This is a genomic window from Pedobacter foliorum (assembly GCF_013266735.1).
Lineage (GTDB): Bacteria > Bacteroidota > Bacteroidia > Sphingobacteriales > Sphingobacteriaceae > Pedobacter > Pedobacter foliorum.
The window spans coordinates 486,441-501,544 of record NZ_JABSNU010000001.1 but is presented as its reverse complement, the minus strand read 5'-3'; the positions used below and the strand labels follow the sequence as shown (position 1 = coordinate 501,544).

At 36.0% G+C, this 15,104-nt stretch carries 14 protein-coding genes; 7 read left to right on the top strand and 7 right to left on the bottom strand.

Annotated elements, in window-relative coordinates:
* Positions 1-597: 597 nt before the first annotated feature.
* On the bottom strand, positions 598-1,023 hold the full coding sequence (locus HQN83_RS02235; protein ID WP_173088165.1) for a hypothetical protein: 426 nt from the start codon (positions 1,021-1,023) through the stop codon (positions 598-600).
* A gap of 342 nt (positions 1,024-1,365) precedes the next feature.
* Between HQN83_RS02235 and HQN83_RS02230 the strand changes: the two genes are divergently transcribed.
* The 6 genes from HQN83_RS02230 (at position 1,366) to HQN83_RS02205 (ending at position 5,965) form a co-directional block, all read left to right on the top strand.
* Positions 1,366-2,196 carry a helix-turn-helix domain-containing protein gene (locus tag HQN83_RS02230; protein ID WP_173088163.1) on the top strand — a complete coding sequence of 277 codons (831 nt, stop codon included), beginning with the start codon at positions 1,366-1,368 and terminating at the stop codon, positions 2,194-2,196.
* A gap of 46 nt (positions 2,197-2,242) precedes the next feature.
* Positions 2,243-3,445: a serine hydrolase domain-containing protein gene (locus tag HQN83_RS02225; protein ID WP_173088161.1), complete on the top strand. Its 1,203-nt coding sequence runs from the start codon at positions 2,243-2,245 to the stop codon at positions 3,443-3,445.
* Between the two features lie 290 nt (positions 3,446-3,735).
* Positions 3,736-4,170 (top strand): hypothetical protein, encoded by a 435-nt coding sequence (locus tag HQN83_RS02220; RefSeq protein ID WP_173088159.1) that lies wholly within the window; start codon positions 3,736-3,738, stop codon positions 4,168-4,170.
* Positions 4,171-4,495: 325 nt separating this feature from the next.
* Positions 4,496-4,717, top strand: a complete 222-nt coding sequence (locus HQN83_RS02215; RefSeq protein ID WP_173088157.1) for a helix-turn-helix transcriptional regulator — start codon at positions 4,496-4,498, stop codon at positions 4,715-4,717.
* Positions 4,714-5,046, top strand: coding sequence for a HipA N-terminal domain-containing protein (locus tag HQN83_RS02210; RefSeq protein WP_173088155.1), 333 nt, complete (start codon positions 4,714-4,716; stop codon positions 5,044-5,046). Before HQN83_RS02215 ends, HQN83_RS02210 begins: the two co-directional genes overlap by 4 nt.
* Before the next feature lie 61 nt (positions 5,047-5,107).
* Positions 5,108-5,965: a HipA domain-containing protein gene (locus HQN83_RS02205; protein WP_246254177.1), complete on the top strand. Its 858-nt coding sequence runs from the start codon at positions 5,108-5,110 to the stop codon at positions 5,963-5,965.
* A gap of 216 nt (positions 5,966-6,181) precedes the next feature.
* On the opposite strand, the gene HQN83_RS02200 is transcribed toward HQN83_RS02205, so the two are convergent.
* The 5 genes from HQN83_RS02200 to HQN83_RS02180 form a co-directional block, all read right to left on the bottom strand.
* Complete coding sequence (locus HQN83_RS02200) at positions 6,182-7,660, bottom strand: Fic family protein (RefSeq protein WP_173088151.1); 1,479 nt, start codon at positions 7,658-7,660, stop codon at positions 6,182-6,184.
* Positions 7,661-8,372: 712 nt separating this feature from the next.
* Positions 8,373-8,579 (bottom strand): helix-turn-helix domain-containing protein, encoded by a 207-nt coding sequence (locus tag HQN83_RS02195; protein ID WP_173088149.1) that lies wholly within the window; start codon positions 8,577-8,579, stop codon positions 8,373-8,375.
* Positions 8,576-9,409: a class I SAM-dependent methyltransferase gene (locus HQN83_RS02190; protein ID WP_173088147.1), complete on the bottom strand. Its 834-nt coding sequence runs from the start codon at positions 9,407-9,409 to the stop codon at positions 8,576-8,578. The genes HQN83_RS02195 and HQN83_RS02190 overlap by 4 nt, the downstream gene beginning before the upstream one ends.
* A gap of 676 nt (positions 9,410-10,085) precedes the next feature.
* Positions 10,086-11,306, bottom strand: coding sequence for a TCR/Tet family MFS transporter (locus HQN83_RS02185; protein WP_173088145.1), 1,221 nt, complete (start codon positions 11,304-11,306; stop codon positions 10,086-10,088).
* A gap of 97 nt (positions 11,307-11,403) precedes the next feature.
* On the bottom strand, positions 11,404-12,279 hold the full coding sequence (locus HQN83_RS02180; RefSeq protein ID WP_173088143.1) for a helix-turn-helix domain-containing protein: 876 nt from the start codon (positions 12,277-12,279) through the stop codon (positions 11,404-11,406).
* A gap of 429 nt (positions 12,280-12,708) precedes the next feature.
* Here HQN83_RS02180 and HQN83_RS02175 point away from each other — a divergent pair, with 429 nt between their 5' ends.
* Entirely contained in the window at positions 12,709-13,833 is a 1,125-nt protein-coding gene (locus HQN83_RS02175; protein ID WP_173088141.1) for a hypothetical protein, read from the top strand.
* Between the two features lie 269 nt (positions 13,834-14,102).
* Here HQN83_RS02175 and HQN83_RS02170 read toward each other — a convergent pair whose 3' ends face one another.
* Positions 14,103-15,077: a quinone oxidoreductase family protein gene (locus HQN83_RS02170; RefSeq protein WP_173088138.1), complete on the bottom strand. Its 975-nt coding sequence runs from the start codon at positions 15,075-15,077 to the stop codon at positions 14,103-14,105.
* Between the last annotated feature and the right edge of the window lie 27 nt (positions 15,078-15,104).

Here is a 15,104-nt window from a genome sequence, read left to right as displayed (position 1 = left end):
TTAATCCAAGTTTGATTCTAAGTAAATAATACGTTTAGAAACGAAAATAGCCGTTCTTCTTATCGAAAAACGGCTATTTTCGTTTGTGGTCACTAGTGCACAAATCTCGAACTTTTTCTTGTCTGATTTGGCTTTAATTGCCGATTTAGTAAAAAAAAATGTGTAGACCTTGCTACGGGTAATCTTGCATATAGTTATAGAAAGCGAACTTAAAAATGTATAATTAAAAAGAATTCAAATTATCAAATACTCATTATCAAAAACACAAAAAGTGATTTGATAAATGGAATGAGTTTATGATAATCCATTAATAAAAAAGAACGTTGGAGAGATTATACAGTCACATGACTTCACTTATTTCTTAAGTAAAGCTCCTATCGACAAACGAGGGAATTGTGAGGTTTTTAATTGGTGTGTAATTAACCATTGGCAGTGTAAGAATTTGCGTTTTTTTTTTGCAAGAACTTGTCTGCCCGCACTAACTTAATAAAAAGTGATGGACATATTTAGAGCACTTCACCCGCAATTTTTTACACCCGTGGTTAGCAGAGGGGATTTCACTTGTAGGTATGTCTTTCCTTTTGTATTCCATCGCTTTCATAAAACCTGATGTTGTGTGCTGTGGCTTTTTCTGTCCTTGGTATGCAGTCGTAAAATTATTGGAGTCGTTGATAATATATAAAGTCCAAAGATTATTTGTAAAACTATTTTATAATCATCAGAATTGCCAAATCTTTCAAATGTCAACCCGTTTGTATTTATTAGTACGTCTGAAACAATGATTAAATTAGAAATTATTAAAGCTGGAACAATACTTCTTAAAATTAAGATAATAGCTAAAAAATCTAAGAAAGTTAACGATACCCAATATATGTTTTTCCACGTAGGCACATTTTTATTAAGTATTAAGCCATGATTTAACAAGTCCAATACATGAGTAGTTGTCCCAATGGCAAAACCTAAAACATAGATTGCTAGCAATATTTTTATTGTCTTAGGATATTCTAAAAAGTCAATTTTCAATTATTTTCGTTTTTTTAGTCAAAAGCCTTAATGTCTAGTCGGTGTCGATAGTGCCATTGCACACAACTTATATATAGGTCTGGCGAGGTCAGACCTATCCACCCAACACTGGGCCTATAGGCCTAATTGAGTAGATCCTTTCAATAAATTAAATCTAAGAATAATCCTGTAAAATTACTTCTTTTAGAAAAACGGCTTTTTTGTTTGCGGGCCCAACTGGGCGTTTCTCGAATCATTTCCTATCTGAGTTATGTTAAATCGCAAATTAGGCTAAAAAGACGCCCTGATAATTTTACAGAATATTTTCATTAATATTGGTTACTTATTACTAACGGGCGAAAGATGAATGAGTTTTACAATGAGGTTTCAACTAAAGATTGTTACAAACCATACATTCAAAAATTCTGGATACTAAATAATCTGCTGAGTCCGTTAACTACGCCTGCTAGTTATGCGCTGCCTAATGGGTGTTGTACAATTGTGTTCGTTAGTGGTAACGGGGTCTCGCTAAATTTAGCAGGTAAAACAATTGAATTACCTCCGGGTGCTTATCTATCGGGTCAGATAAGTAAACGCGCTAGCATATCATTGAAGCCCTATTCGAAGGCGATCATGGCACAGGTAAAACCCTGGTTACCGCCACTCATTACAAAAATTTGTATGGATGAATTGGTGAATGATGTAGTGAGTTTGGAATATATCAATCATTCCTTACATGAACAGCTTACAGACACTGATTTAACAAACGACATCACTGTAATCCCGATGTTGTATAAGGCTTTGGATGCTTACCTGCATGTAGACCTTGACGCCCGTTTTATTCAATGGGCATATAATAGACTGAGTGTAGGCCCATCAACACCATCAAACATCGCCGCTATCGCCGTCGCCTCTGGTTATTCACAACGACGTGTTGAACAGAAATTTAAAACTTTGGTCGGCCTTACGGCCAAAGAAATTCAATCTATTTTACAACTAAGGAAATTAATAGATGATTTGAGTAATCCAGTTTACAACCGTAATTTAGGTGCGCTTGCACTCCGCTATGGTTATTATGATCAGTCTCACTTTATCAGATCCTATCGCGGCATTTTTTCGGAAGCACCTTCCAGATTTAATGTAAGCGAATACATTTTGCCGCTAACCGGACATTTCGATTTTTTACAATTATAGTACCCTCCTGTCAGCTAATTTTGTGACCTGACAAAGATTAATCATTATGAACAGATGGAAACAGATTATTATCGGAAGCCTATTATTTTGTGTTTATACGCAAATTGCTCAGGGGCAATCTAGATTTGATACCCTAACAACATCACTAGGGCAAATAGTCAAAAAAGACAGCTTAACCGGAATCTCTGTGGTGCTCGTTAATTCAAAACAAATCTTGTATGAACACAATTTTGGCTACGCTGACGTTGCAAAAAAAACCAAATACACATCGCAAACTATACAGAACATTGGTTCTGTAAGTAAAACTTTTATTGCTATTGCTTTGATGAAAGCGGTTGAGTTGGGCTATTTTAAATTAGAAACCAGTGTCAACGAAATACTCCCTTTTAAAGTAGTGAACCCCAATTATCCAATGACTGATATTACAGTAAGGCAATTGAGTAACCATACCTCCAGCATCGTGGATAATCCTGCGATTTTTCCTGACACCTATCAATTTGATGAAGGGCTTGCTGAGTATGATGTTTCTGCATACAGCGTATTACAAAATATGGGATATCGTGAGAAGATTAAGGACACCCCACTCAAAACATTCTTATATGACTACCTTTCGGGTGATGGAAAATATTACAACACAAACAATTTTGTTGGCGACAAACCAGGTAGTTCATCACATTACAGCAACATTGGTTCTGCACTCGCGGCCTATTTGATAGAGGTCAAATCAGGTATGACTTACGCTGAGTTTACAAAAAAGTATATCTTGAAACCACTTAAGATGCAAAATTCCAGCTGGTTTTTAAATGCTCAAAAATTAAATAAATACGCCAAACCCTATTATGATCTTGTTGCGTCATTCCCCTTTTATAAGCTGATCACTTATCCCGATGGGGGGCTCAGAACAAATACAGCTGACCTAAGCAAATATTTGATAGCGCTGATTAATGGTTATAACGGCAGCCAAAGTCTTTTAAGCAAAAGGTCATACCAAGCGATGTTCAGTCCGCAATTCTCAAAGGAGAACCCACCTAAAGGTATTAGTTTAGCTTATCGAAATAAAGGCATATTCTGGAATCTTTATAACAATGGTACTGTTGGTCATGACGGGGATGACCCTGGAGTGAGTTCTTTTCTTTTCTTCAATCCTGCAACCGGTCAGGGTGGAGCATTTTTGTGTAATCGGTATTTAGCCGATAAAACTGAAATCATCGCCTTACTTGTAAAATATACTAATGAGAGATCATTGTGAACAATATTGGATTTTTCGGATCAACAGCATTCCTATTTTAGAAAGCAAAACAGCCGTTCTTCTTATCGAAAAACGGCTGTTTAATTTGTGGTTGAACTGGGCGTTTCTCGAACCATTTCTTGTCTGATTTAGCTTTAATTGCCGATTTGGCTAAAACCTTAAACAACGTAATAAGTATAATTCCCATAAGAAGGTTCAAAATAGTTTAATAGAATACATCCCTCCTCTCCAAATCAATAAAACCCTTACTGTAACAATCAAATGCTTACATTAGCTTCTAAAATTATTCTATGGGTAGCATAGTTACAAAAACTATAAGCCAGTTAGCAATAAAGCCCAGAAAACTATTCATGATAGACAGTTTTGGGGCCATACTTACTGCCTTTTTTTTGTTTGTCGTATTGAGAAATTTCGATGAGTATTTTGGTATGCCTAAAAGTGTTCTGACATACCTTTCAATAACGGGTACCTTATTTTTTATCTATTCCGCTAGCTGTTTTTTTTTCTTAAAAAGTCATTGGACACCATTTATCATTGCAGTAAGTATCGCCAACTTACTTTATTCCATTTTGACAATGGGACTTTTAATAATTTACTCCCCTATGCTTACTGTTGTTGGGATAACTTACTTTTTGATGGAAATAGCAATTGTTTGCGGACTTGCATACATTGAACTTAACGTTGCGATAGCTATCAAGCAAAATAGAATTGATAATAATCGTTGAAATGAACACAAAAAAGCCATTCTTCTTATCGGAAAACGGCTTCTTTGTTTAGTGGCCCAACTAAAAGCCTCTCGAACCATTTCTTATCTGAATTAGGTTTAATCAGTGATTTGGCTAAAAAATGAATTAAATATAACTAGCCGATAAACTTAATAAAAAAGGCAATCAGTCAGACCGTGTCTGGCCAAATTGCGCATCTACTGCATAACAAACACCTGTCAATTTATACCCGATAAGGTATAAAAACTCTATTCACACCTAAAACATACCCTATCGGGTATCATTCAAATTATTTTTATTAAATTAGTACCCTAAAGGGTACAAAATGACGCCAATTACAATATTTATCAAAGAAAAAAGAAAAGCTTTAAAGCTTTCTCAAGCCGATCTTGCATTTAAATCAGGTGTGGGTCTTCGTTTCGTTCGCGAACTGGAACGAGGTAAAGCGACTATTCGATTAGATAAAGTTAATCAAGTATTAGCTCTTTTCGGTAAGCAGATTGGAATAACGGACCTTAATCACAACGAAAAGGGGGAAAACGCATGATGAACAGCGCAAAAGTATACTATGGCAAAACACTAGCTGGGTATCTTGAAAAAACTGATTCAGGTTATCGTTTTACTTATGACAGCGTTTACCTTAAACAACCAAAAGCTAAGCCCATAAGTCTTACCTTGCCAATTTCTGAGTATCCTTATAACAGCAAGATTCTATTCCCATTTTTCGATGGACTTATCCCAGAAGGATGGCTATTAAGTATTGCAAAAGAATATTGGAATTTTAAAAGTAATGATCGTTTTGAGCTACTGGCGACGCTATGCAGAGATACTATAGGAGCTGTAACTGTTATTGGAGAGGAGGAAAAAAATGATTAAATGTCCATTCTGTTATCAATCTGTAGACAAAGGCACATATCATACCAAATGTTGTAAAAAAATGTTTGGAATTACAGAGCTCCCCACCCTGACTCTAAATAAAAATTTACTTAGTGACCTTGCAAAAACAACAGTTAACAATAGAATTGCTATAACTGGTGTACAGCCGAAACTCTCGGTTGAACTTGAAGATGTAAAAGGAACTGCAAAAAGACTTACAATTGTCGGATTGTGGGGGAACTACATTTTAAAACCCCAAAATATTCATTTCGCACAAATGCCCGAAGTAGAAGATTTGACAATGCACCTGGCGGAAATATTTAAACTGAACACATGTAAACATTGTTTACTTACAGCTTCCGACGGTCAGATGGTATATATTGCTAAAAGATTTGATAGAGAAAAAGGGCAAAAAATACATATAGAGGATTTCTGCCAAATTGGGGAGTTTCAAACAGAACAAAAATATAATAGCTCCTATGAACATTGCGGAAAACTTATCACCAAGTATTGCACAAATTCTGGATTGGATTTAGTTAACTATTTCGAATTGTTGGTATTTTCCTTTCTATCGGGAAACAACGATATGCATATGAAGAATTTTTCTGTAGTCCATAAACAAGACGAAATACTCCTGTCTCCTGCTTATGATTTGATCAATAGCAATCTGATCAATCCAAAAGACAAGGAAGATGTTGCACTCAACTTAAATGGCAAAAAGAAAAAGCTTTGCAGGAAAGATTTTGAAATGCTAGCCGATGCATTAAAGATTTCAAATATAACCCTCGAAAGGATATTTGATAAGTATCACAATCATACAGATAAGGTTTTTAAACTAATAGATCAGTCATTTATGAGTGATGAATACAAAATCAATTATAAAAATATTTGGACCGAAAAACTTAGCCGATTAGCATAGCTTGTAAATAAAGAAGCCGTTCTTCTTAATCGAAAAACGGCTTCTTTATTTAGTGGCCCAAATTAGGTGCTGCTCGAACCATTTCTTATCTGATTTAGGTTTAATCGCAGATTTTTTTGAAAAACATTTTAATGATAAGATTGACGTACAGCATACTTAAAGACAATGAGGCTATTGGGGAAATGACTTCCTGGATATTTGAGTTTACAAATGCATTTAGGCTTCTACGATTTTAAGGATATAATCTTCGCCTTCTTCAAAAGCATTACTTGCCTTTAACACATCCAGCATTTGCCCCATATTCTCACCATGAATCGTCGCACTAAATAATTGTGCGCGTTGCAGCATTCGAATATAGGTATCAGGCTCTTGTTTTCGGGTAAGCAGACGTAATCCACCCAGGTAATCTTCACGAAAAACCGAAGGAATAATAATCTTGGTTTGACCTGCGAACACCAGTTCTGCATTCATCATTACGCGTGCAATTCTCCCATTACCATCATCGAAAGGGTGCACTTCGCTAATCATAAACATCATGTAAGCGGCTTTAGCAAAAGGATCACTCAACCCTAGATAAAATTCAAATGCTTGCGTTAGTGTACCATTGACCAATGTATAATCTACAAAATAGGAACTGCCTGCCTGGTTGTTTCTAGTCTTTAATAGCCCTGGATTTTTAGCCGGTCTTGCGGCCAGCAAAATAGCATGCCTGTATTGCAAAATTTCCAGCAGCTTGTCAGGAGTGGTTGGAGTTACCGACATTTCCTTTCGGTTGCTTACAAGTTGGTAGGTTCCCAAGACATCGTGTGAATCTTCATCTCTGGCAGAAACTGGCCTACCCGTTTCAACAATTTGCATGGCTTCTTCTATCGTAAATTTAGTACCTTCAATGAAGTTCGAAAAATAGGACTCAAAAAAGGCAAAGTTATGAAAAGTTAACTGGGAGGTATTTTTATCCGGAATATTTGCAAATTCACGCTGCTTCAGCTCAACAAACAATTTCTCAAATATTTGAATCCGCTTTGGATCATAAGGATGCCCAAGTGCTCTTGCAATTGCAATTGGAGAACTAAGTATATTACCTGGCTTGGTTGTAAGAATTGCACCAATCAACTTATTCAGCTTTCCAAACTCCTTTTCCATTCCAATTTCAGAACTGATCAATTTGGCCCGATCTCTAAACTCATTTAACCCTTTTTCACCCCTAGCTCTGACAATACTTTCCAAACGTTCCTCAATTTCTGGTAGGGTTAGCGTTTTAGATTTCGGCCCTGGTTTACGAGATTCCTGAAGGTTTTCCAGCATCGCCCGCTCAACTTGTGAAGCCCTCAATTCGGTATTCAAACTATCTCCGTCTATAGGAGCAGGACCTTTCATAATATTCAAAGTAATACCAGGAAATCTCACTTTTCGTTCAGAAGAAGATGTCAAAAACATATCTCCGGTACTAGTTGGCTTAAACTCCAAAGCAGTACGATGGCTTAACATAATTCCTGGGAACAAATGGCCAATGATTTTGAATAGATTTCTCCTGATAACGATCTCAGGAGGTTCGTCTATTGCCGGCGTATAAACCCTTGGTGCTATCTTTTTGATTTCTCCTGATTTCTCCAATTTAGAAATCGCCCTGCTAATTACAGAATTGCTGGAAGAAAAGATAACATCCTGTAGATGTAAAGGTGTTGATTTGTCCATAGTCAAAATGTTTATTGCAAAAAATTTAATGCTAATTAACGACAAACTGCCATTTAAGTCAAAAATCTAATGCTAATATAGCTAAATATACAAATTTCTAATGCTAATTAAAAATTTGAGAACCTAAAGTCTAATTAACAGAAAACACTTTACATCAAAAAGCAACCTAATTTGAATCCCAAAACCGCAACGCTATTTGACAATTTTTTAATGCTAACTTGAGAAAATACTCACAAAATGTCAAATTTTTAATGCTAACTCATCGATTCCTGCAAATTATCAAAGTTAGCAAACCTTTGCTTTCATATTAAATGTGATTTCAATATCTTTATTATCCTGGCCAGGACAATCAGGGCATTAAGTTTTCAGCGGTTCCCAGACCCCTGTTTCACAAATGTTCCGCAAATTATCACTGAACTGTACCGTTTGTTTACAAAGGATTCTATTTAACAGATTTTGTTGCCTGGCTACTGCTTATCTGATCTTTTTAATAGATACTATAGACCTCATCTATAATCTGATCAGTTTTTCTCCCATATTTTTAGAGAACCTTATAAGGAAAAAACCTCAGTAGTTTTCTGTACTACCGAGGTTTTTTGTGGACCCAACTGGGTGCTTCTCGAACCATTTCCTAGCTGATTTATGTTTAATTGCAGATTTGGCTAAAAAACTTGAAACTAATTAAAGGTGATTATAGTACTAAATGATTAGGTTATCTGATTTTTCCTTTAACAGTTTTCATTACGCTATACTCGCAAAGTCCATTTTCAACATATTCTATTTTATATTCTGATAGAAGTTGAGTAAGTATTTGCCTGGTAGTATTTTCATTTAGACCAAGTTTTTCTCCAAGCTCTATTTCGTTACAACGTCCATTACTTTCCTTGAAAGCATTAAAATATTGATCTTTATTTCTCATAAATTGATTGTTTTTTTTACCGCTATCATCATATGCGGGCTAAATGGTAAAAGGTAGCTATCGTTTTCAGTGATCTGAATAAGTTCCATTAAGGTCTTTCTCTTTTTCATATCCAAAAGATTCAAAAAGTAATCTTTATCCAGCCATGCCATCCCTTCAACTGCATAGGTATTTATATACGTCAAGTCCTGTTTCACAAATTCATCTTTTAACTCATTTGGTTTATGATAATATGCTTCCGCTAGAAGCCAGGGAAAATCATTTGGAGGATTATGAATGCCTGTTGTGAGTTCTTCTTTGCACATATTAAAGAAAGTACCTTTATGAATTAGTCCTTGTAAAAGCCCAACTAAAGTTGATGCAGTATAATTTATAGAAAACCCCAAAATGATACCGTCTCTTTTTACAACTCGTTTGGCTTCACGAATCGCTTTTTCTCTATCTTCTTTTTTTTGAAGATGATAAAGCGGCCCGTGTAGAATTATGATATCTGCAAAATTATCTGGGAAGTCTAAATTTCTGGCTTCTCCTAAATAAACAAAATATTTGTTTTTTAATTTACTAGCTCTATCCTTAGCTATTTGAATATGTTTAAGGACTGGTTCAATTAAGTATACCTCATGGCCCTTTTTGGCAAGCCATTCTGAATATTTACCTGTACCTCCACCAACATCAATTATTTTAGAGAATGTGGATGGAACATATTTTTCGACGAGTGATTTAATTCTTTCAAATTCAAACACTCCCATACCTTTGTTCAGTCTAGTTTCTTCGGATGCTTTATTATAAAAGAGTTCTATATCTCTACTTATTAACTGTTTACTATTCATCTTGAATATTTTTAAACTTTATCAAATTGCAGGAGATATTAATCATTTTGCAAAGTGATAAAGTAATTGATTTGATAATCAATCTCTTTTTTTATTAAAAATTGTTGGGTAAAAAATGATGTATATATTATCCGTTACATTTAGAATCAGGCGGTTCCAATGTATTAGGTCTTCAACTTAAGGAGGATCTCCTTACGAAAGTTTGAATAATATGTCAGATATAGTATAACAGATCACAAAGGTAGAAATTAAGAATGATCATTTTTTGATTTCTTATATTTTAAATGGACGTATTTGTTACATTTTATAAGATCTCCAATACTACACTATACCCGATAGGGTATATTTTAACTATAATGTTGCTTGTTATACCCTATCGGGTGTCATTCAAATTATTTTCTCAGTAGCCTAAAGAATACATTAAGGTTTTTCGTAAAAATCAAAGAAATCTTACTGACAACAATCAGTATTTAGGAATGAAAAAAGCCGCTTTTCTTATCGAAAACGGCTTTCTTGTTCTGTGGACCCAACTGGGTGCTTCTCGAACCATTTCCTATCTGATTTAGGTTTAATAGCCGATTTAGGTAAAAAAATTGCTTAGGTTATTTATAAGTAATCAAAGCTAAGATAAGCCATTAATAAAAAACAAACGGTGTTAGTGATTTTAATTTTCAACTTATTTTTTGCCTTTTCGTTGAAAGGCTGAGTATACAATAATTACACTAGTAGCCATTAAAACTGATGCAAGGAAAAATGGCGCTCCTGAAAACTTGACAGGCGCTTCATCATGTGTGAAGTAATAAAACAAGTTTGTCATGATAGGTGGGGCTATGATTGAAGTTGCACTCACTAAGGCTGTTAAGGCTCCTTGCAGTTCGCCTTGTTCATTAGGTAGAACATTTTTAGAAATTACTGATTGCAGTGCAGGGCCACAGATACCACCCAGACTGTAAGGTATAAGGAAAACAAACATCATCCATCCTTGATTTGCAAATGCAAATAATAACAATCCCACAGCATAGCATATCAGCCCATAATAAATGCTTTTCTGCTCTCCGAACTTAGGTGTTGTCCATCTTATTAAGATGCCCTGAACCAATCCTAGCAATAATCCAAGCGCCCCAAGAGAGAGACCGACCATTCGCTCAGTCCAACCAAATTTATACATGGTAAAGAAATGCCAATTGCTCTGTACAGCATGAATACCAATATAAATCAATGTCAGGGCGATGACCAAACCTGAAATTTCAGGATGCTTTCTTAAGAATTTAAAAGATCCAACTGGGTTTGCACGTTTCCAATCAAATGCCCTACGTTTGTCTTTATCTAAACTTTCTGGAAGAATAAAATATCCGTAAAGAAAATTTAACATGCATAGCCCAGCTGCAGCATAGAATGGAACTCTTGCCCCATAGTGACCTAGCAATCCTCCAATGGTTGGACCTATAATGAATCCTAGCCCCAAAGCAGCTCCAATCATACCAAAATTTTTTGCCCTATCCTTATCGGTTGAAATATCAGCTATATAAGCACTTGCAGTTGAGATACTAGCCCCCGTCAATCCGGCAATGACCCTTCCTAAGAATAGCCAACCGATAGACGGAGCAAAAGCAAGAAATATATAATCTACGGCAAATCCAAAAAGAGAAATTAAAATAATAGGGCGTCTTCCATATTTGTCACTAAGGTTCCCCACCACAGGTGAAAATATAAATTGTGTAAAAGCATAGGCAAAACCAAGCCAGCCACCATATTTGGCAGCCTCAGTAATATCACTATGAATAAGTTCTTTAATAAGTTTTGGGACCACTGGAAGTATGATTCCCCATCCAGTAATATCAATCAGCAAAGTCACAAATATGAATCCAATAGCTGCTTTTTTCGTTGAATTTTTCATGGTGTAAAAATAAACAGCGCCTGAGCGTGTTTTTTCACACATTTATGGTAGTTACATACAATTTGTAAGATACTGTAAGGTTGCTCACAATTGTTGCCTATTGCCCATTTCTAAAAACCCCTGGCGAAACTCCGGTGATTCTCTTAAAAAACCTGCAGAATAGGCTTGTTTCTCCAAAATGCAACTCATTGCTGATTTGCTTGATTGATAAACCAGAAGATTTGAGCAATGTCTTAGCATGCAATATCATGGCATGATCAACCCATTGCAAAACTGATTTTCCTGTTTTTTGCTTCAGAAAAGTAGAAAGATACTGAGGGGTCAAATGAAGTTTTTCTGCATAAAATTTAACACTCCGTTGCTGAGTTGCATACTTTGAAATCAATATGTAGAAATCGTCGATGATTTCATGTGTGCGGTTCTTCACTAAACTGTTATTGTCAGTCAGACCCGAATATGCTTCAGAAATCATATACATTAAAGCAATAACAAGATGTCGCAGCATTTCAGTTTTCCTGGGGCTCTGGCTTTTATGATAGAAGTTTTGTATAAGTTCTACCAGTTTATTCTTTAGCGTTACTTCTTCAAGTTGAAGTCTGACAACAGGTTGCCATCGAATTTGATTGTTCATTACAAACTCACGCAGGATTGGAAATGCCGTAATAAAATCTAACGAAAGGCCAATGGTCACTATTTCTGCATTTTTGCTCAGTGATTTTGTATCTATCATCAATTGTGGTTGCAAAACTGCGATGTCGCCTGCGTTAATTTCGTATTCTAAAAAATGTATTTGGGCTTTCATGGAACCTTGTATCATAAAGCCTAGCAGCAATCCATCAAATAGACGACTATGCTCTGTATACTCCTTTTCAGGGTGGTTCTGTTGATGCAGAACAACTATCCCTTCCATCTTTTTTGAAGGATCAATGTTGTACAGTTTATAGACATTGTCCAAGGTTAAGAATAGGGCCATGTTCAAATGTCGGAAAAATGCACATTTATATCAAAAATTGGCTGTCAAATGTTCAATCTCATCTCGTAAGGATCGAAAAAATCAGTCTCCATTTTCAATTAAAATTAATTTTAAGTATTCTGCTTTTGTTGAACAGCCATAGTTCAAACATAATAACTAGATGCAACATCTTGAGTTTAACATGTCCTAATATTTGATACTACAAAACTAACAGACGTTATAGAGAATAGCCTGACACATACTGGGGACCCAACTGGGCGCTTCTCGAACCATTTCCTGTCTGATTTATGTTTAATCGCTGATTTATTAAAATAAATTGAACTATTTTTTGAGGACTAACATCTCCGACCAAAATAATTCAGTGGTCAATTTTTGATTAAATGTCCAGTTATAAACTAAATTTGGTTTATAAGAATTAAATATCAAGATTTGAGTAAATATTCAAACAATGCTCCAGTGAAAAAATCTCTTTTTCTTTTCCTATCTATTGCTTTTATAGCCGTTTTAAATTTAAATACTTTCGGTCAGAGCCTTACAGAATTCAAAGAAGTAGACAAGTTTAAACTATCTAACTATAATGTAAAAGTCTATTTCAAAGATCCTTTACTTGAGCTGATCAAAACGTATCCCGATTTTGATGGCAAAGAAAATCAAATCAAACATAAACTTCTTTCAGATTACCTCTTCCACAATAGCTTATATATTTTTCAAATAAGTAAGAAAAAAGAAGTGCAAAAAAATTACGAACTATTCGGAAATCCTCAGAAGCTACGAGAGAGGAACTATTTCAATTTAAACGTACTGAAACCTGATGGAACTTTAGAAAAAAGCATTGATAAAGTTAATCTCGGCGGGAGATTCTTTGAACACATGGTCCTTTTTCAATCTGAAAGGGGTAAACAAGCAATAGGAAAAGGCGTTCAAATCTGGGGATATTTCGATAAGATTGAACCTTACGAAACGTTTAAAAATAGAATTACAGATCTAATTAAAATGGATATTGAAAATTCTATCCCTGACGATTTACTGGCAAAAAAAATGGCACAGATAGAACCCTTATTTGATTACCAAAAATTTGGTCTATCTCATGTAAAAGGCCGTAAACTTACGATTACGGTCCTTCAATATGACTCTTTGGGCAATGTGAAAAACAAATATCCAAGAATAGAAAGCGATGAAAATCTCTATTTATCTTCCACCAGTAAAGAACTGATCTGGGTAATGGCCTTTCCCTTCTTTTCCGCTCAGGACAGCAGTATCCAAAATGAAAATCGAATTAAGGTAAGCAGTAAACTCGAAAATATAAATCATTATCTCAAAGACATCAATGTGACGATTAATCCGACAACCAAACAAGTTGAAAGAATATTAGGCAAGTTAATTATTCATAGCTACTCTAGTGAGGGACATTCCACTTCAGATGTGCTTTATCAAGCTGAATTTGCTGCTATAGGTGAATTTACATTACCTAAAACGATTAAATACTGCGCTTTGGATGACAAGGAGTTTAAAAGACCTACATTAACTATTGAAGTTGAATATGAATTAAAATAAATCAATGTTAAATCAAATAAAAAGCCGCTTTTCTTATCGAAAAACGGCTTTTTATTTTGTGGACCCAACTGGGATCGAACCGACAACAAAAAAGTAGTAGCCGTATATCGAATAACCCCGAACAGAGATTGCATTATTTGAGGGATGTATTTTTTTTTATAAACAAGCGGACCTTAACTCCTCTAGGTAGCTTGGTGCTGAATTTGATGCTTTGGGGACCACCAGAAGTTTAACCTACTGAATACTGAAGATAGTAATGGTTTGCTTTCTCAGATGGTTACCACTAATCTTTTTCCGCCAGAAAGTGCTGTATCCCAAATTTTTTCAATGTCTTTCAGCTCCACACTTACCGTCTCCACTTTTAATTTATGTGCTGCCGCCAACTGGAACATTTGCGGAATGATTTCAGTCATCAGTATTTGCATTTCTGGTTTGCTCCAGCTACCCAAACCAGAACCTGAAAGCTGCAAATCAACGCTTCTGAGCATTTGTGAGGAAAGGCTGATCTTATCCCCCGTTAAAGAGCCGATAGCAATGAAACGTGTTTTATGCGTAAAGGCACCCTTACCCTTTAATGCTGCTAAGATCAGTTCTGCGGTTTCCCCCCATAGGTAGTCCAGGACAATGTCAATGGGTGTTTGCTGATGAATGTTTCTGATTTGGGTTACAAAACTCTCCCCGTCTTGCGCAATGGACACAATTTCGTCGGCACCTAGGGCCAGCAGAGATTGGAAAGTCTGTTCATTTCTCCCGGTAACGATGATTTTTCCAGCTCTATATAATTTGGCGATCTGAACAGCGATTTTTCCCGTAAAGCCGGTTGCGCCATTGATCAGTATTGTTTCGCCGCCTTTCATTTCTGCCCTGAAACGCAGGGCCATGGCAGAACCTGCCACTGCATTTGGAAGGGCCGCGGCGATAGAATCATCGAGGTCGTTAGGGACTTTTATCATTTTACTTTTTTCCACCACTGCCTTTTCAGCCAGCATCCCCGTAATCCCGAGCGCATAGACCCTGGTCCCATCGGGCAACAAACCTACACCATCGCCTCCAGGTACTTTTGCGCTAGGGATAGCTCCCGTTGAAGTATAATGTTCACCCTTTGCACTGGACTTGTCCAAATGCTTAATGGCCGTGGCTTTTACGGACATGATCAGCTGGTCTTCACTACCGGCAACCGGTTCGGGAAAACCATCGATAAACTGGGGTATTTTTCCCCCTTCAAATAGTACTGCTGCTTTCATTTTGATGAATTTGATGCAGCAAAATTA

What these genes read in the sequence shown, in the direction of transcription:
- HQN83_RS02190 (WP_173088147.1), bottom strand. Translation starts at nt 9,409, where the DNA reads ATGAATAGTAAACAGTTAATAAGTAGAGATATAGAACTCTTTTATAAT.
- HQN83_RS02215 (WP_173088157.1), top strand. Translation starts at nt 4,496, where the DNA reads ATGACGCCAATTACAATATTTATCAAAGAAAAAAGAAAAGCTTTAAAG.
- HQN83_RS02230 (WP_173088163.1), top strand. Translation starts at nt 1,366, where the DNA reads ATGAATGAGTTTTACAATGAGGTTTCAACTAAAGATTGTTACAAACCA.
- HQN83_RS02225 (WP_173088161.1), top strand. Translation starts at nt 2,243, where the DNA reads ATGAACAGATGGAAACAGATTATTATCGGAAGCCTATTATTTTGTGTT.
- HQN83_RS02180 (WP_173088143.1), bottom strand. Translation starts at nt 12,279, where the DNA reads ATGGCCCTATTCTTAACCTTGGACAATGTCTATAAACTGTACAACATT.
- HQN83_RS02205 (WP_246254177.1), top strand. Translation starts at nt 5,108, where the DNA reads ATGTTTGGAATTACAGAGCTCCCCACCCTGACTCTAAATAAAAATTTA.
- HQN83_RS02170 (WP_173088138.1), bottom strand. Translation starts at nt 15,077, where the DNA reads ATGAAAGCAGCAGTACTATTTGAAGGGGGAAAAATACCCCAGTTTATC.
- HQN83_RS02210 (WP_173088155.1), top strand. Translation starts at nt 4,714, where the DNA reads ATGATGAACAGCGCAAAAGTATACTATGGCAAAACACTAGCTGGGTAT.
- HQN83_RS02220 (WP_173088159.1), top strand. Translation starts at nt 3,736, where the DNA reads ATGGGTAGCATAGTTACAAAAACTATAAGCCAGTTAGCAATAAAGCCC.
- HQN83_RS02195 (WP_173088149.1), bottom strand. Translation starts at nt 8,579, where the DNA reads ATGAGAAATAAAGATCAATATTTTAATGCTTTCAAGGAAAGTAATGGA.
- HQN83_RS02200 (WP_173088151.1), bottom strand. Translation starts at nt 7,660, where the DNA reads ATGGACAAATCAACACCTTTACATCTACAGGATGTTATCTTTTCTTCC.
- HQN83_RS02185 (WP_173088145.1), bottom strand. Translation starts at nt 11,306, where the DNA reads ATGAAAAATTCAACGAAAAAAGCAGCTATTGGATTCATATTTGTGACT.